At 41.9% G+C, this 18,008-nt stretch carries 13 protein-coding genes and 1 tRNA gene; 9 read left to right on the plus strand and 5 right to left on the minus strand.

Annotation, left to right across the window (positions count from 1 at the left end; translation table 11 throughout):
• Window positions 1–72: 72 nt before the first annotated feature.
• Together ACOOE0_RS07335 and ACOOE0_RS07340 are read left to right on the plus strand one after the other, a co-directional pair.
• On the plus strand, window positions 73–3,714 hold the full coding sequence (locus ACOOE0_RS07335) for a reprolysin-like metallopeptidase (protein ID WP_420401818.1): 3,642 nt from the start codon (window positions 73–75) through the stop codon (window positions 3,712–3,714).
• Window positions 3,711–4,397 (plus strand): hypothetical protein, encoded by a 687-nt coding sequence (locus tag ACOOE0_RS07340; RefSeq protein ID WP_420401819.1) that lies wholly within the window; start codon window positions 3,711–3,713, stop codon window positions 4,395–4,397. The genes ACOOE0_RS07335 and ACOOE0_RS07340 overlap by 4 nt, the downstream gene beginning before the upstream one ends.
• 6 nt (window positions 4,398–4,403) lie before the next feature.
• Here ACOOE0_RS07340 and pth read toward each other — a convergent pair whose 3' ends face one another.
• The 3 genes from pth to ACOOE0_RS07355 all read right to left on the minus strand — a co-directional run bounded on the left by pth (window position 4,404) and on the right by ACOOE0_RS07355 (window position 6,810).
• Complete coding sequence (gene pth / locus ACOOE0_RS07345; RefSeq protein ID WP_420401820.1) at window positions 4,404–5,033, minus strand: aminoacyl-tRNA hydrolase; 630 nt, start codon at window positions 5,031–5,033, stop codon at window positions 4,404–4,406.
• Between the two features lie 92 nt (window positions 5,034–5,125).
• Window positions 5,126–5,785: a 50S ribosomal protein L25/general stress protein Ctc gene (locus ACOOE0_RS07350; RefSeq protein WP_420401821.1), complete on the minus strand. Its 660-nt coding sequence runs from the start codon at window positions 5,783–5,785 to the stop codon at window positions 5,126–5,128.
• 83 nt (window positions 5,786–5,868) lie between these two features.
• On the minus strand, window positions 5,869–6,810 hold the full coding sequence (locus ACOOE0_RS07355) for a ribose-phosphate pyrophosphokinase (protein ID WP_420401822.1): 942 nt from the start codon (window positions 6,808–6,810) through the stop codon (window positions 5,869–5,871).
• Between the two features lie 164 nt (window positions 6,811–6,974).
• On the opposite strand from ACOOE0_RS07355, the gene ACOOE0_RS07360 reads away from it, so the two are divergent.
• The 4 genes from ACOOE0_RS07360 to gcvH all read left to right on the plus strand — a co-directional run bounded on the left by ACOOE0_RS07360 (window position 6,975) and on the right by gcvH (window position 10,050).
• Window positions 6,975–7,056 (plus strand) — tRNA-Leu (locus ACOOE0_RS07360).
• Between the two features lie 415 nt (window positions 7,057–7,471).
• Window positions 7,472–8,416 (plus strand): NAD-dependent epimerase/dehydratase family protein, encoded by a 945-nt coding sequence (locus tag ACOOE0_RS07365; protein WP_420401823.1) that lies wholly within the window; start codon window positions 7,472–7,474, stop codon window positions 8,414–8,416.
• Between the two features lie 23 nt (window positions 8,417–8,439).
• Window positions 8,440–9,627, plus strand: a complete 1,188-nt coding sequence (gene kbl / locus ACOOE0_RS07370; RefSeq protein ID WP_420401824.1) for a glycine C-acetyltransferase — start codon at window positions 8,440–8,442, stop codon at window positions 9,625–9,627.
• Window positions 9,628–9,666: 39 nt separating this feature from the next.
• Window positions 9,667–10,050: a glycine cleavage system protein GcvH gene (gene gcvH / locus ACOOE0_RS07375; protein WP_420401825.1), complete on the plus strand. Its 384-nt coding sequence runs from the start codon at window positions 9,667–9,669 to the stop codon at window positions 10,048–10,050.
• Between the two features lie 20 nt (window positions 10,051–10,070).
• Here gcvH and ACOOE0_RS07380 read toward each other — a convergent pair whose 3' ends face one another.
• Both ACOOE0_RS07380 and ACOOE0_RS07385 read right to left on the minus strand, forming a co-directional pair.
• Entirely contained in the window at window positions 10,071–10,556 is a 486-nt protein-coding gene (locus ACOOE0_RS07380) for an Lrp/AsnC family transcriptional regulator (protein ID WP_420401826.1), read from the minus strand.
• A 27-nt stretch (window positions 10,557–10,583) separates the two neighbouring features.
• Window positions 10,584–11,456: an AraC family transcriptional regulator gene (locus ACOOE0_RS07385; RefSeq protein ID WP_420401827.1), complete on the minus strand. Its 873-nt coding sequence runs from the start codon at window positions 11,454–11,456 to the stop codon at window positions 10,584–10,586.
• 337 nt (window positions 11,457–11,793) lie between these two features.
• On the opposite strand from ACOOE0_RS07385, the gene ACOOE0_RS07390 reads away from it, so the two are divergent.
• From ACOOE0_RS07390 to ACOOE0_RS07400, 3 genes are all read left to right on the plus strand, one after another.
• Window positions 11,794–14,793 carry a SusC/RagA family TonB-linked outer membrane protein gene (locus ACOOE0_RS07390; protein WP_420401828.1) on the plus strand — a complete coding sequence of 1,000 codons (3,000 nt, stop codon included), beginning with the start codon at window positions 11,794–11,796 and terminating at the stop codon, window positions 14,791–14,793.
• An 18-nt stretch (window positions 14,794–14,811) separates the two neighbouring features.
• Window positions 14,812–16,275, plus strand: a complete 1,464-nt coding sequence (locus ACOOE0_RS07395) for a RagB/SusD family nutrient uptake outer membrane protein (RefSeq protein WP_420401829.1) — start codon at window positions 14,812–14,814, stop codon at window positions 16,273–16,275.
• 175 nt (window positions 16,276–16,450) lie between these two features.
• Window positions 16,451–18,007, plus strand: coding sequence for a sulfatase (locus ACOOE0_RS07400; RefSeq protein ID WP_420401830.1), 1,557 nt, complete (start codon window positions 16,451–16,453; stop codon window positions 18,005–18,007).
• Window position 18,008 lies beyond the last annotated feature (1 nt).

Below are 18,008 nucleotides of genomic sequence, written 5' to 3' on the forward strand. Positions count from 1 at the left end.
TACGGTCAACGTTCTTATTGGAAATCGATACCAGTAAAGAGCTCTTTCAAAAGTGCATCCCTGAAAAACAATATGGACAAGGCCAATGCAGTCTATACTTTGGACAAAGGGCAAATATTGCAAGATTTGCTTCCTGCCAACAAGACTAATAGCGACAGACGCACGGTGTATCTTCCAAATGGGCATGGAGAGGTTATCGGCTTTGATTTAAAGGAGACCTCAGTTCTACATCCAGACCTGGCCAAGAAATATCCAGGGATTAAATCATTTACTGGGGTAAGTCAAAATGGACAGTACAAGGTGAAGTTGAGCAATTCCCATAAAGGGATGGACGGGATGCTGGTAAACCTGAAGAACCAACAGACAACCTTCATAGAACAACTGTCCAATGAAGCGGATACCTATGTGGTATACGAAAAGGGAGCGGAATCTTCCGGAAAAGGCAGCTTTGTTTGTAAAACGGGAGACATTCAAAAGCTGGTGGCCAAAACAATCACACCTTTGGTGGATGATCAATTGTTGCGCAAATATCGGATTGCGGTTTCCGCCTCTGGGGAATATACCCAACATCATGGTGGGACGGTTGCAGATGCCCTTGCGGCCATAAATACAACCTTGACCAGGGTCAATGAAGTTTTTGAAACCGATTTGGGAGTGACCTTGGAATTGATTCCCAATAACGACCTGATAATTTTTACAAATTCCGGTACGGATCCCTATAATGGGAATCTTAATTCTGAGGTACAGAACACTTTGACATCAACCATAGGAGAGGAGAATTATGATGTTGGACATTTGTTTCACAAGGTAGATCAAGGGCAGGACAATGGTAATGCAGGTTTTATTGGGGCCGTATGTTCAGATAATAGAAAGGGAAGTGCATTTTCTGCAGCGTTCAATCCCCAGGGAGATGTTTTTGATTTGGATTTTGTGTCCCATGAACTTGGACATCAATTTGGAGCCAACCATACCTGGTCTTTTGAGAGCGAAGGAACTGGTGTACAAGCAGAGCCTGCCAGTGGAACAACCATTATGGGTTATGCTGGGATAGTTCCCGGGAATGATGTGGCTCCCAATGGAAGTGATTACTTTCATTTCTACAGCATACAGCAGATATCCACATATTTGCAGTCCGTTTCCTGTGCAGAGGAAACAGGACTTACCAACAACCCACCCGTGCTAACCCCGGTAGGAGACTATGTAATCCCTATGGGGACCGCATTTGTCTTGGAGGGAATAGCAACGGATAGTGATGTAGGGGATGTACTTACCTATACTTGGGAACAGATTGATAATGGGGTAGTGACCACGGCGACTTTTGGTCCGGATAACCCAAGCGGTGCCAACTTTAGGTCTTTACCGCCGACCACGGATCCCGCTAGATATTTTCCAAAATTATCCAGTGTAATTCAAGGCGAGCTCACCCAAACCGAACCCGAGATTAACGATGCTTGGGAAACCGTTTCCAACGTGGCCAGAAATTTTGAATTTGCATTTACGGTTCGGGATAATGCTGCTGGTGGAGGTCAAGTTGTTTCAGATGTACTAAATGTGGAAGTGGTAAGTTCTGCCGGACCTTTCACGATCACTTCGCAAGGCACCAATGAAGTATACGAAGGGGGTTCTACCCAACAAGTAACTTGGGATGTATCCAATACCAACATTCTACCTGTTAATGCCCAAACCGTTGACATTATGCTTTCTTTGGATGGAGGCGTGACGTTTCCCATAACCCTGGCGGATGATACCTTAAATGATGGCGAGGAGGACATATTAATTCCTGGGGATGCCACCACAACGGCAAGAATCATGATCAAGGCAAGTGATAATGTGTTCTTTGCGGTAAATGCTTCGGATTTTACAATACAAGAGTCCCAGGTGGTATTGAGCTTTCAGGATTTGGTTTATGAGGTTTGCCAACCCGATGATTTGATCATCCCATTCACCTACCAAACCTTTGGTGGTTTTGGTGAAACATCCACCTTTTCTGCCAATCTACCAGTAGGTCTTACTGGTGTTTTCGCCCCAACCCAGGCAAGCGCAGATGATACTTCCGTACAACTGACTATTTCCAATACAAATGGGGTGGCTGCTGGGGAATACAATATTACCGTTACCTCTACTGCGGCTTCAGTAACCAAAAATGTACCCTTGACCCTGATTGTGAAGGATAATGGCTTTTCAGATGTGGTCCTTCAATCCCCTACGGATTTAGAGGGGAATGTTTCCATTCGCACCCAATTGAATTGGGAAGACAACGTACTCTATTCCAGCTACGATGTGGAGGTGGCCACAGATGTTGGATTTACCAATATTGTGGAGTCAGCTACAGTACCTTTTAATTTCTATCAAACTACAAGCTTGGCCGCCCAAACGGAATATTTTTGGCGTGTAAGACCCAACAATGCGTGTGGAGCAGGGACTTTTGGAACACCTTTTAGTTTTACAACCATCCAGGTGGATTGCAAAACTTTGGAACCTGCTGGCTTACCCTTGGAAATTTCGCCTGTAGGAACATCCGCTGTAAGCAGCACGGTAAACATATTTGAAGATCTTTCTGTCTCAGATGTCAATGTAAGTTTGGAATTGAACCATACCTACCTGGAGGATTTGATCATTAATTTGACTTCCCCCTTGGGGACAAAGGTCACCTTGATCTCAAATACCTGCGGGGATGCCAATAATATCAATGCCACTTTTGATGATGACGGGTCAACCATAGTTTGTGCAATCAATCCCGCCATATCTGGCACAGTAAAGCCTTTGGGAGCGTTAAGTTCATTTATTGGTGAATCTGCGCTTGGGGAATGGACTTTGGAAATTTTGGATACGGCAACAGGTGATGGAGGTTCGCTAATTGGATTCACGCTGGAGGTTTGTGCCGAAGGAGCATTTAGACCTGATGAGGACGAGGATGGGGTGTTTGATGACGGTGATGACCTCTGCTTAGGTACACCAAAAGGGACCGAAGTGGATACAAACGGTTGCCCGATCAACCGCTTCCCAACAGATAATTTTACGGTGGAAGTTCAGAGCGAGAGTTGCAGAAACAACAACGATGGAACAATCAGCATTACAGCGGTTGACAATTCAATGACCTATACAGCCGTTTTGGATGGAGGCGGGACAACCTCCAATATGGACTTTACCAATTCCCATTCCTTTGGGAACCTGGAAGCTGGATCTTATTCGCTATGCATTACAGGAACCAATGGTACGGTAACCTTTAGGGAGGTTTGTTTCAATCTGGAACTGACCCAACCGGAGCTGCTTTCGGTTTTTGCGGAAGTGGAAGGTCAAGCCTTGGCGCTTTCCATGTCTGGGGGCAGTTTATATACTATTGAACTCAATGGTTTGGTCACCCAGACATTGGATAATGGAATTCAATTGGAACTGAAGGAAGGAAGGAACACGCTAAAGGTTTCGACTGGGTTGGATTGCCAAGGAATTTATGAGGAGTCCTTTTTTGTATCTTCCAAACCCATATTGTACCCCAATGCGGTGAACCATACTGCTAAGGTATTTTTAAGTGGATATAATGGCTTGGTCAAGGTTCAGGTGTTTGCTTCCAATGGTCAATTGGTACTGACCAAGGATGAAACGTTGAACGGAAACGATTTGGAGCTTGGAGTTTCCCTGTTGCCCAAGGGAACTTATTACATGAGGATTGAAACCTTGGATAGCAAGCAAGTATTTAAAATGATTAAGGAATGAAGCGGTTTTTAGCAATTTTAGGCATTTTTGTTTTGTTGTATTCCTGCAGCAAAAGTGATGATACACCTCCCGCACCCGAAGGAGCCAATCTGATTTTTCCCAATGAAAATTCGGAATGCACCACTGGGGTAAGTATAAACAATGCACTGAGTCAGGTTACTTTTGAGTGGAGCGCTTCTGCCAATACCGATACGTATACCTTGAGTGTGGTAAACCTGGATACCAATATTCCGCAGACCATTTCCACCGCTGCAACTTCGGCCAGTTTGTCCATAGAAAAGGGGACCCCTTTTTCCTGGACGGTGACTTCACGAAATTCCAATACGGATCAAACAGCAACAAGTGACACCTGGTTGTTTTACAATGCAGGTTCCCAAACCAACTATGCTCCTTTCCCCGCTCAAGTGGTGAGCCCCGTTTCGGGATCTACGGTTCAGAAAAGTTTGTCCAATGAGGTTACCTTGGAGTGGTCCGGTTCTGATGTGGAAGATGACATTGAGTCTTTTGAAGTCTTTTTCTCCGATCAAAACCCTCCTGCAACTTCCTTGGGAACCTTGGATGCTACAACCAACACTATTGATGTGGGGGTTTTGTCAGATACTGTATATTATTGGAGGATTACCACAACGGATGCGCAGGGCAATACTTCAGACTCCGGGATTTTCGATTTTAGGGTATTCTAAGAAGTACTAGGTCCCGTTAAATTGGTTCATGGTGTTTTTGGTGCCGGTAAAAACATAGGAACGCACAAGGTCTGCCGATTTTTTAAGTCGCTCTGGCAAAGCCGCCCGTTCGTCCTCATTCCATTTTCCCAAAACATATTCCACCTGCCTGCCTTTGCTAAATTCAGCTCCAACCCCAAATCTAAATCGGGTATATTGCGAGGTCTGCAAGGTGTTTTGGATGTGTTTTAGTCCATTGTGCCCGCCATCGCTTCCCTTGGTCTTAAGGCGTAGTGTCCCAAAAGTGAGATTGATGTCATCCGTGATGATGAGGACATTTTCCAATGGAATTTTTTCCTTCTCCATCCAGTATTTCACAGCTTTACCGCTGAGATTCATGTAGGTTGAAGGTTTTATGCATAAGATGCTTCTTCCCTTATGTTTGAAGGTACCCACTGCACCCAATTTGCCACTTTCAAAGGCAAAACTTTCTTGATCGGCCAAAAAGTCCAAGATTTGGAAACCAATGTTGTGTCGGGTTCCCTCATATTCCAATCCAATGTTACCAAGGCCAACAATCAGAAATTTTTTCATGGGATCAAGTTCTTCAATCAAGGGTTTTGTAATGCCGAAAAGGGATTTTAGCAACTGCAGCATCCTTTAGATGGGTTTTGCCCAAAAATAAGAAAGCATCCCCAAACTTTACTTTAGTGTAAAACGGGGATGCTATTATTTTGGTGATATGAAACCTACTCGGTAGCTTCTGCAGCTGGAGCTTCAGCACCTTCTGCTGCTCCTTCAGCTCCTTCAGCACCGCCTTCTGCTCCTTCAGTTTCTTCCTCTTCTTCCTCATCATCAACAGATGTTCTAGAGGCTTTTACCTGTACAACCGCAGTACTATCTGGGTGTAGAATGGTATAATCATCGCTCAACAAGGTTTCTACCGCAATGGTACCGCCAATTCTCAATTTGGAGATATCCACGGTAATAAAATCAGGAAGTAGATTTGGCAATGACTTAATGGAAAGCTTTCTTTTCCTGAACAACAAACGTCCACCATTTCGAACTCCAGGGGAGTTTCCTTCCAAACGAACGGGGATGTTCATGGTCACTGGCTTGTCCTCGAACAACTGATAAAAATCGATGTGCAAGATTTTGTCGGTTACAGGATGAAATTGGATATCCTGTAATACAGCATCAAACTTTTGTCCGTCTTCCAACTCAATCACAGCCGTGTGCGCGTTGGGGGTGTACACTAAATGTCTGAACGCTAGCTCATCTGCTGAAAAGTGCAATGGCTTATCCCCTCCGTACAGCACGCAAGGGACCTTTCCAGCATTACGTAAGGCCTTGGTAGATACCTTGCCCACGCTTTCTCTTTGGGATCCTTTGATAGTAATTGATTTCATAACTTCTGTTATCTATAAAACATTTAATTTATTCTTATTCATTTTCGAATTGTCAGACATATCGGCCTGAGCGTAGTCGAAGGCTACATTAAGAATTTTGAGGATATTGAGGTGTTATGGTGAACCCGATGCATAACATCCGCAAAGAGGTCCGCACAGCTCAATACCTTTATTTTATCCTTGTCCTCTTTTATGGGAATCGAATCGGTTACGATCAATTCCGACAAAGTGGACTTTTCTATTTTTTCATATGCATTACCTGACAACAGACCATGTGTGGTAATGGCACGTACACTCAAGGCCCCTCTTTCCATCATAAGGTCCGCTGCTTTGGTAAGGGTTCCGGCAGTGTCTACCATATCATCCACCAAAACAACATTCTTTCCTTTCACCTCGCCAATAAGTTCCATATGGGAAATTACATTGGCTTTAGCACGCTGCTTGTAACAGATAACAACATCGCTTTCAAGGGCTTTGGAGTATGCATAGGCACGTTTGGAACCTCCCATGTCAGGAGAAGCGATGCACAAGTTGTCCAATTTCAAACCTTTTAGATAGGGTAAGAACAGGGTAGAGGCAAACAGATGGTCCACTGGCTTTTCAAAGAACCCTTGAATTTGATCGGCATGTAGATCCATGGTGATGATTCGCGTGGCCCCCGCAGTTTCCAACATTTTGGCAATCAATTTTGCGGCAATGGGAACCCTGGGTTTGTCCTTTCTGTCCTGTCTGGCCCAACCAAAGTAGGGCATTACTGCAGTGATATGCCTTGCCGAAGCTCTTTTGGCCGCATCAAGCATAAGCAACATCTCCATCAGATTTTCTGAACTGGGATTGGTAGATCCAATGATAAAAATCCTTGCTCCACGGATGGATTCTTCAAATGATGGCTGAAATTCCCCGTCGCTATATCTTGAAAAAAGTACCTTTCCAAGGTTTGTTCCATAGGATGCAGCAATTTTCTCACCAAGCGCTGTACTTTGGGTACAGGCAAAAATTTTGGGTTCTGGAACTTGGTACGGCATTGTAATCTGTTGTCGACTAGATTATTAAATCTTCTTTTTTTCAAAAGAGGTGCAAATTTATAAATTAATTCGGGTTGCTAAAGGATATTTCAAGGTATTTTTGGTTGTAAATGAAATTATTTTTTAGCTTTGCAGTCCCATTTCAAAAAGGGGATACAAATTAAGCCTTGGTGGCGGAATTGGTAGACGCGCTGGATTCAAAATCCAGTTCTTTCGGGAGTGTGGGTTCGATTCCCACCCAAGGTACTTAAGGCAAAGGCCGAGATTTTAATCTCGGCCTTTTTTATTTGGGTACAACATAGGTACAACAATCGATAACTTTTTGATTAAGACATTTTAATTAATCTTGTTTGGATTGTTTTGAAATTAGCCGCTCAAATAATTGGATGACCCATGGTTCGAGCCCAAAAAGGGTTAACTTGCTAAACGAAGGGCTGAACGCTTGATATCATGGGACTTTTTGGTGTAGAAAGCGCACGCGTCTTGGTTATGGTACTTACCAAATACCCAAAAAATTACTGTAGCTCATTCAATTCCCATTACATTTCGATAAATAAATCTTTAATCCCGAACTATATCAGTATAAATCACTTAAAATTTGTGAAATAACAAATAAAATATCTTCTCTGATTAATTTTGACCATGATTTAAACTAAATAAAGTGTCAAAAATATTAGTTACAGGTTCGAGTGGACAGTTGGGGTCCGTTTTGGTTGAGGGATTAAGAAATAAATATGGTGTTGAGAACGTAATTGCTTCAGATATTAGATTCGTTGATGGATTTAACGGAAATTTTGAACTTGTTGATGCTACTGAAATTGAATCTGTTCGCAAGGTGGTCAAAGCCAACAATATTTCTCAAATATATCATCTGGCAGCGGTACTTTCTGCCAATGGAGAAAGGAATCCCATGGCCACATGGGATATCAACATGAAATCACTGCTGAACGTTTTGGAAGTTTCCAGAAATACTGGCGTTCAAAAAGTGTTCTTTCCGAGCTCAATAGCTGTGTTTGGAGATCAGGCCCCTTTGGATCGTACTGGGAACAAATCCTATCTAAACCCCGCAACGGTATACGGAATAAGCAAGGCAGCAGGAGAGAATTGGTGCAATTATTATTATCAGAAATACGGATTGGACATAAGGTCCTTAAGGTATCCGGGAGTAATTGGATACCAATCATTGCCCGGAGGAGGTACTACGGATTATGCTATCGATATTTTTCATAGCGCGCTTAGATCAAATTCGTATAGCTGTTTTTTAAAAGGGGACACCAGGCTTCCCATGATTTTCATGGATGATGCAATCAGGGCGACTCTTGAAATTATGGAAGCTCCAAAAGAAGATGTCCGGATTAGGACTTCTTATAATCTTGGAGCCGTTAGTTTCTCACCAAAAGAAATCGCCACAGAAATCAAAAAGCACCTTCCTGATTTCAGCATGGGATATGAACCGGATTTTAGACAGGATATTGCCGATAATTGGCCACGCTCCATTGATGACAGTCAAGCTAGAATGGATTGGAAATGGAACCATGCGTACGATTTGGAAAAAATGGTTGCGACCATGATTTCAAAGTTGAAAGAGCAATATGCTCGGGTTTAAAACTTCCCTAATAAAGCAACAATATGTATTCACAGGTCAAAGAACAATTTGAACAGGAAATAGAGGCATTAATATCTTCAGGGCTTTACAAATCTGAGAGGGTAATTACCTCAGCTCAAGGTCCTAAAATAAATACCCTTACATCCACAAAGGTTCTGAACTTTTGTTCCAACAACTATTTGGGGTTATCGGCTCACTCTGAGGTTGTGGAAGCGGGCAAAAAAGGTATAGACTCCCACGGATTTGGTTTGTCTTCTGTGCGCTTTATCTGTGGCACCCAGGATATTCACAAACAGCTGGAGAAAAAAACGGCTAGTTTTTTGGGAATGGAGGATTGCATTCTATACGCAGCCGCCTTTGATGCCAATGGAGGTGTTTTTGAGCCGCTGCTCAATTCCGAGGATGCTATTATCTCAGATGCTCTTAATCATGCTTCAATAATTGACGGAATTCGTTTATGTAAAGCCAAAAGATTTAGGTATGCCCACAATGATATGTCTGATTTGGAGCATCAGCTCAAGAATACGGAAGGCTCTCGTAGAAAGTTAATTGTTACAGATGGATCTTTCTCTATGGACGGAACAATTGCCCAGTTGGACAAGATTTGTGATTTAGCCGAAAAGTATGGAGCCATGGTCATGATAGATGAATGTCACTCAACCGGATTCTTGGGTAAAACGGGGAGGGGAACCCATGAGTACAGAAACGTTATGGACAGGATTGATATTATAACAGGAACTTTTGGAAAAGCTCTAGGAGGTGCTTCGGGAGGGTTTACCGCAGCTAGAAAGGAAATTGTGGAGTTGTTGAGGCAACGCTCTAGACCCTATCTTTTCTCCAATACCCTGGCACCATCCATTGTTGTGGCTACCCTAAAAGTTCTGGACCTTTTGGGGGGCTCAACGCACCTAAGGGATACCTTGGAAGCGAATACAAAATATTTTAGAAACCAAATGAAAAGTGTCGGATTTGACCTTGTTCCCGGAGAACATCCTATAGTTCCCATTATGCTAGGGTCTGCCAGCTTGGCCCAAGAATTTGCTGCCAAGCTCCTGGATGAAGGCATCTATGTAATTGGATTATTTTATCCAGTTGTGCCAAAAGACAAGGCTAGAATTAGGGTGCAACTGTCCGCGGCCCACAGTAGATCGGATATCGATGAGGCCGTTGAAGCCTTTGTTAAAGTAGGTCAGGAACTGGGAGTGGTATAATGACTATAATCAATGTATAATTCTATAAAGTAAACCAAAATGAATTTGCCAAAAGAACTAATGTATACAGCGGATCATGAATGGATTAGGGTTGAAGGGGATATTGCCCAAATTGGTATTACCGATTTTGCCCAAGGGGAGCTAGGGGATATAGTCTATGTTGAACTGGAAAGTTTGGATGAGGAATTGAATGAGGGGGATGTTTTTGGATCCATAGAAGCAGTTAAAACCGTTTCGGATGTTTTTATGCCTGTTGCTGGAACGGTTTTGGAAATCAATGAAGAACTGGAGGAGGACCCGGAATTGGTTAACACCAGCCCTTATGACAAAGGTTGGTTGGTCAGAGTTAAACTAGCGGATTCTGTCCAAGTAAATGCCCTGATGGATGTAGATGCATATAAAGACTTGATTGCGGTTAAATAATGGTTGTAAGAATGCCTCTTTCAAACCTTTTGGGCAATCGAATTTGAAATTTGAAATTCAGTTGTATCCTTGATTTCCTTAAGTACAAAGGAGCTATTCAGTTCTCCGATATTCTCAATTTTTGAAAGTTTGTACCGCACAAAATCATGATAAGCATCCAAACTTTCAACATTTATTTTTAGAATGAAATCTACTTTGCCTGCCATGTGAAGGCATTCTTGAACTTCCTTTAAATCCTGAATTTGACGCTCAAAATTGTCTATGAATGACTCTTCGTGATAACGCATTGAGACTTGGCAGATGGCGGTAACTGGTAAATTGAGCATGGATTTGTCCAGAAGGACCACATATTTTTTGATGTATCCAAGTTTTTCCAGCCTTTTTATCCTTTCATATACTGGTGAAATCGTCAGATTCAAATACATTGCTATTTCCTTTGCCGTTTTTTTAGCATTGCCCTGAAGAATTCTTAAGATGGTTAAATCCGTATTGTCTAATCGGTTCATAAGGATTGAAAATAGGTGATTCTTTGGTCAATAAATATTCTTGGTTCCTGTAAAATTTTCCCTAAACTCTTTGGGAGTGCAGCCCTGTTTCTTTTTAAAGATGCGATTAAAGTTCGATATATTGTTGAAACCGCATTTAAAACATATTTCTGAAATACTCTCATTGGTTTCTATTAATCTTCGCAGTGCATATCCTAACCTTAGATCGTTCACAAACTCTGTAAAGGTTTTCCCTGTTCGTTGTTTTATCAGTCTGCTAAAGGAGACTACGGTCATGTTTACTACATCTGCCGCTTCGTTGATTTTAATTTTTTTTGAGTAGTTGGCCTTGATGAACTTGTAGACCTTTTCAATTCTTTTACTGTTGTGGAAATCGTTTTGATTTTCATAAGAAATGGTGGTCAACAGTTTTTTATTTCTAGAGATGGCTAGATCATACAAGAGGGATTGAAAATCCAGGAAGTTATCAAAACCACTTTTTTTGCTGATCAAGGAAAGTTTTTCTTCCACACCTCTTGCAGTCTCCGGCGAAAAAAGAATACCATGGTTTGCTTGATTGAACAGATCCCTTATGGGTTTGAATATGTTTTTGTTCAACATTTGTTCATCAAACAAGTACCTCGGAAATTGAATAGTTATTTCATGTAAGGTCTCTGAAGGATCATTTTTATGGTCTTCCCAGGCGTGGTGTACATTAGGACCGATCATCACAAGTTCGTATTCTTCGATCTCCCCAATGTGATCCCCAACAACTCTTCGTGCTCCTTTGGCATTTCTAATAAAATTGATTTCAAATTCTGGGTGAAAATGCACTGGAAAATCAAAATTGTTCCTTTCCCTATCAAAGACCAAAAAACAGTCGTTCTCCCTTAACGGTGTAATTTCTCTGTGTATTTCCATAAGAAAACATCATTGTATTGATGTAAAAGTATATATAAAATTTCAATCAGAGATATATGGATTGTGAATTATGTGTGATTAAAAATCACTGTTAATCAAACGTTTAAAAATTAATCCATTGTAGGACGTTTCATGCGAATTTAACTATTGCTCATTGAAATGATAAAATAGTATCATTAAATGATGCAAAAATATTCAAGCTTATGTCCTTTTGCCAATAGTTTTGGTCACATGTTTTTTTTGTTAACAAATAGTAAGCCCAGAACAGTAGGGCTCAAATCAAAATTGCTTCAAACGGCATTGTCAATTAATCAAGAATACTAATCAAACATGAATTATGAAGAAAAATCTTAGATATGTTTTAACAATCATTCTCCTGGCCATAGGTTGCTTGGCCTTTGGGCAGGAAATTACAGTGAGCGGCTCCGTTATGGACGATCTGAAGGATCCATTGCCAGGAGCCAATGTTGTGGTTAAAGGAACAACCAATGGAGTACAGACCGACTTTGACGGAAATTTTACGATTAATGCGGATTCCAATGCGACTCTGGTAATTTCTTATATAGGTTTTACCACACAAGAAGTTCCAGTAAATGGACAAAGTCAATTGGTTATAAATCTAGCGCAAAACACGTCCAACCTGGACGAAGTTGTGCTTGTGGGTTATGGTTCTGTTAAAAAAAGCGACCTGACCGGCTCTGTGGCTTCGGTTGATGCAGAAGACCTAAATGCAATTCCCGTAAGTTCCATAGACCAGGCTTTGCAAGGTAGGGCCAGTGGTGTAAGTGTGATTCAGAACAGTGGAATTCCGGGAGCCCAGACAACTATTAGGATTAGGGGGACCAACTCCATTCAAGGAGGGAACAGGCCTTTGGTTATTGTAGATGGATTTCCAGTTGTAGGCGGTCTGGATGGAATAAACCCCGCCGATATAGAAGGTATAGAAATCCTAAAGGATGCATCTGCAACAGCTATTTACGGAGCCAGAGGTACAAATGGTGTTATCCTGGTCACCACTAAAAAGGGGAAAGAAGGAAAGTTTGCCATTGATGTGGATAGTTACTATGGCATACAGGAGCAGTCCAAAAAATTAGATATGCTAAACGCTCAGCAATTCGTTGAAATTGCTAATGAAAGAGCGGTGAATGATGGTGAGTCCAGCCTGTATTTTCCCAATGCCTCGGCGGTTTCCAATACAGATTGGTTGGATGAATTGTTCGATGCTTCTCCTGTTCAAAGTCATACGATAACCCTGACTGCCGGGAATGAGAGGATAAAAACCTCGCAGTCTTTCAATTATTTTAACCAAGATGGTATTTTGAAGAGCAGCAGTTTTGAACGGGCTACATTTCGAAACAATACAGAGGCCAAGTTGAGTGATTGGTTGACAGTTGCCAACAGTTTGATTTTGTCTCGGTCTGATAGGCAGTTTAGTGGTGATGGGGGAAATAGGGCGGTGATAGAGGCGCACCTTGTGTCGCCCACGGAACCTATTTATAATACAGATGGCACTTACAATGATGTGACTATAAACGATTATTCTGATTTGCACTATGCTCCTGGTGCATTAGACAATCCTATGAAATGGATAAATGAATATGATGATGAGATTCTGACCACCAGAATATTTGATAACTTTTATGGGCTCATCACATTGGCTCCGGGTTTGACGTTTAAGTCTTCCATTGGTGTTGACTATACCACAACCCAGACCAAGAGATATTTGGGGAGGGAGCTATTAGATGGCGCTCCTGCCGGAAAGGCATTTAGGGGTTCTACAGAAAGTTATTCCTTGTTGAATGAGAATATTCTAAATTATAACAAGGAGTTTGGCAACCATAGGGTGGATGCCATTCTTGGTTATAACTGGCAAAAATTCAATAGTACTTTTATCTCAGCCTCTTCATTCGATTTTGTAACCGATTTACTTGGGGCAGAGGTTTTGCAGGACGGGGCTTCTCCACAGGTCCCAAGATCCGGCAACACGCAATGGGGTCTCGCATCTCTTTTGGGAAGGGTTAATTATTCCTATATGGATAAGTACTTGCTGACTTTGACTGCCCGTTCCGATTGGTCTTCCCGTTTTGCGGAGGGAAAGCAAAGAGCTACTTTTCCATCTGCAGCATTCGCTTGGAAGGTTTCCAATGAGGATTTTATGGATGGTGTGGATTGGATTTCAAATCTTAAGGCAAGGGTAAGTTGGGGTGTAACGGGTAACCAAGCTGTAAGTCCTTTTCAAACCTGGTCCAGTGTTGAATCGGCTCCGGTGGTGCTTGGTGGCACATTGGGTGTAGGGTTTGTACCAGGTGCTCCGGCCAATCCCGATTTAAAATGGGAAACAACCGAGCAATATGATTTCGGTCTGGATTTTGGGATTTTGGACAATAGGTTGCGTTTCACGGTTGACTACTATTATAAGAAAACTTCTGATTTGTTGGCTCAAGTAAACTTGCCATCCTCGGTTGGATTTACCTCCATTACCCAGAACATTGGGGAAATGGAAAACAAAGGTTTGGAATTTAGTATTGACGCCAATTTAGTGAACAATGACAATTTTTCTTGGGATTCCTCATTCCAACTATCTAGAAACAGAAACAAAGTATTGAAACTCAGTAGGGGTGCCGATGTATTTCCTGACCGGGTCACCAATCTTATTTCAGGGTTTCATATCATAAGAGAGGGTCTCCCAATTTCTATGTTCTACGGTTATGTGAATGATGGTTATGACAGTGAGGGAAGAAACCAGTTTTTGGATATTGGGGGAGTTGACTCCGAAGGTAATTTTGTGCCACAACCTGATGGGGAAATCAACGAGAACGATAGAAGGGTGATTGGTTCGCCACATCCCGACTTTACCTTTGGTCTGGGCAATACTTTTACGTATAAGAACTTTTCTTTGAATGTGTTTCTGGAAGGAGCACAAGGATTTGACATTGTTTGGGGAACCAAGTTCTTGCTGAGAAACTCTTTTCAGAGAGGGGCCAATCAGTTGACCGAAGTATTGGATAGATGGACACCGACAAATGCCACGAATGCTTCAAGTCCCATAATATCGCAAAACAACGATTTCAGGGGATCTTCAGAATTTGTGGAAGATGGATCCTACATCAAGATACGGACCATAAATCTGTCGTATAATATTCCAACGGAGAGCATTCCTTGGTTGAACAATGCCCAGGTTTATATCAATGGACAGAACTTGTTCACCTTTACAAATTACTCAGGGTATGATCCAGAAGTTCAGGCTTTTGGAGATGGAGATTTAAGATTAGGTGTGGATAACAACGTGTATCCTAGCACCAAGGTAATCTCTATGGGATTGAGAGTAGGTATTTAACGAAAAAAAAATAGAAAAATGAAAGCAAAATTTATTTTAACTTTTCTGGGACTTTCCTTGATTCTGGCTTCTTGCGAGGATGTTTATACGGAAGAGCCTTCGGCATTTTTAGCTCCGGATGATTTGAATTCAGAAGGTGGGGCACTTGCGCTGCTCAAAGGAGCGTATGCAGGACTGCAGTTACGTAGTTATTATCAGCAAGACTTTTTAATGCAAGCTGAAGTGAGAAGTGAATATATGATGGCACGCGGAAGTTGGGCGGATGTTGGACGTTATGATTTGGTAGCACGAAGTAGAAGTAGGATTGACGACGCTTGGGATGATATGTACAACGCGGTAAACCGAGCAAATACAGTGATTACGGCCCTTCCGAACTTGGAAATCGATGAAGCTCTAAAGGAGCAATATATGGCCGAGGCCAAAGCACTTAGGGGACTCCATTACTTTAACATGGTGCGATCTTGGGGGGCTTTACCGTTGCGTTTGGAGCCCTTGGAAAGCTTGGACAATATTGCCTTGGGTAAGTCCAGCGAAACTGAAATTTATGAGCAAGTGATCACCGACCTTACCGATGCTATCAATTCCGGTGCTTTACCTGAAACATTTTCTGGAAGTGATCAAGGTAGGTTGGGCTTGCATGCAGCCAATGCTATTTTGGCACATGTGCATTTAACACTTGGTAATTATGCCCAAAGCGCTGCAATTTCCAAGGAAGTTATCGATTCTGGTTTGTTTCAACTTGAACCGGATTTGGCTACCGTATTTTCTCCTGAAGACGGAGCCACGCATTCTGGTGAATTGTTATCCGTTGTTTGGGTAAGGGAAGGAAGTAGTGGTATGCGGCTTTTGAGCTTTATGCATAATTCTAGTTTAGGCTACTCATCTGCTGGATGGAGGGTTTTGTTGGGAAATTTGGACGCCCCGATAATCACTTCCCAGTGGGACGATGCAGATTTGAGAAAAAATTTCAGCCTATATAACACTCCGGAGGAAGTAGCTGTTTTGGATTCAAGTATTCCAATGCTCTTTAAAAAGTACATTGATAGGAATGGTGCAGGTCAGAATGCGCATGGAAACAACCAATCCATTTATCGCTATGCTGATGTATTAACCATGTTTGCTTGGGCAGATGCAATGGCCAATGGAGGGCCATCGACAGATGCCTATGAGGCATTGAACCAAGTTCGAAGAAGAGGATATGGTGTAGATATTGCTACTCCGAATGCTGGCATAGACTATGCTGGATTGAGCCTAGACGATTTTATAGATGCAGTTTGGAATGAAAGAGCCTGGGAATTTATCCTGGAGGGCAAACGTTGGTATGATCTAAAGCTTATGCCTACGACCAAGGCGGTTGAATTGATAAATGGAGCAAATCTAGGTGAGTTTTTTAGTGACACAGATTGGCTTTATCCAATTCCACAGCAAGAAATTGACAACAACGATGGGTTGACCAATGCAGATCAAAACCCAGGGTATTAAAAATTAATTTTGAGTTAGTTTAGTTTCAATTGAAAACGACCCAGGATCAAAACTGGGTTGTTTTTCTGCTTTCTTGGACTCAAATTGAATTTGGGGGGTTAATTCCATAAGACCTGAAGTTCTTTTATCTTGAATATTGATTCTGATTAATTAAGAACTTAACACGATAGACGAAATGAAAAAACATACGGTAGTAAACCTTTTTATTGCAAGCGTTGCAGTGGTAAGTGGTCTATTTGGGCAGGAAAAAGACAAGCCCAATATCATTTTTATAATGTCTGATGACCATGCTTCACATGCCATTAGCGCTTACGGCGGTATTTATAAAGATGTGGCTCCGACGCCCAACATAGATAGATTGGCAAAAGAAGGCATGCTTTTCAATAATGCCTTTTGTACCAACAGTATATGTGGTCCAAGCAGAGCTTCCATTCTTACAGGTAAGTACAGCCACCAAAATGGGTTTTACAAAAATGAAGGGGGAGATCCCTTTGATGGAAGTCAGGAAACGTTCCCAAAAACATTGCAAAAGGAAGGTTATACCACCGCGGTCATTGGCAAGTGGCATCTATGGAGTGAGCCAACAGGCTTTGATTATTTTAAATACCATACACTTAATGGGGAACAAGGAAGCTATTGGAATCCCGTTTACAACGATAACGGCAGCCATGTACAGGAAGAGGGATACGCCACCAATCTAACCGGGGATTTTGCTTTGGATTGGCTTCAAAACAAACGGGATATATCCAAGCCTTTTATGCTCATGTTCCAGTTTAAGGCTCCCCATAGACCCTGGCGTCCAGATAGCAAATATGAGACATTGTTTGATGGAGTGGAAATGCCCTATCCGGACACTTTCAATGATGACTATGTAACCAGGGAACTCACGGCGGGCAAGACCATGATGACCATAGAAAATCACCTGACCAACAAGGATTTAAAACTACCCCGACCTTCGGGAATGTCGGATGGAGAGTTTAAAAAATGGGAGCGATTGGGAGATAAGGGTGAACACGTTTCTCCTTCTGATACCTTAACAGGGATAGAATTGAAGCAATGGAAGTACCAGCGTTACATTAAAGATTATTTGGCCTGCATCCGATCTGTGGACGACAACATTGGAAGGCTTTTAAAATATTTGGAAGAAACCGGATTATCAGACAACACTATCGTCATATATACTGCTGATCAAGGTTTCTATTTGGGAGATCATGGATGGTATGACAAACGGTTCATGTACGAACAATCGTTAAGAATGCCATTCATTATACGATATCCGAAACGAATAACACCAGGTCAGAAAAATGACAATACCATTCTAAATGTGGATTTTGCCCCTACCATTTTGGATATGGCAGGTCTAAATCCTGCGAAAGAAATCCAGGGAAAGAGTTTTGTGCCATTATTGATGGGTGAAGCCGATGAAGATTTTAGAAATGAAATGTACTATCACTATTACGAGTACCCCAAATGGCATAATGTACAACCCCACTATGGAATTAGAACCAAGAGGTACAAGTTGATCCATTTCTATTACAATATTGATGTTTGGGAACTATACGATTTGGAAAATGACCCCAACGAAATGACAAATATTTATGATAGCCCAAGTTCCAAAACAATAGTGAAGAAATTAAAAAGAAGGTTGAAATCCCTTCAAAAGGAATATGGTGACAACATCTCCTTATCAAAAATGAGGGCGGTGACGGATAAAGGAAGAGTAGAATATTAGG

This window comes from Flagellimonas sp. (assembly GCF_965215805.1).
Taxonomy (GTDB): domain Bacteria; phylum Bacteroidota; class Bacteroidia; order Flavobacteriales; family Flavobacteriaceae; genus Flagellimonas.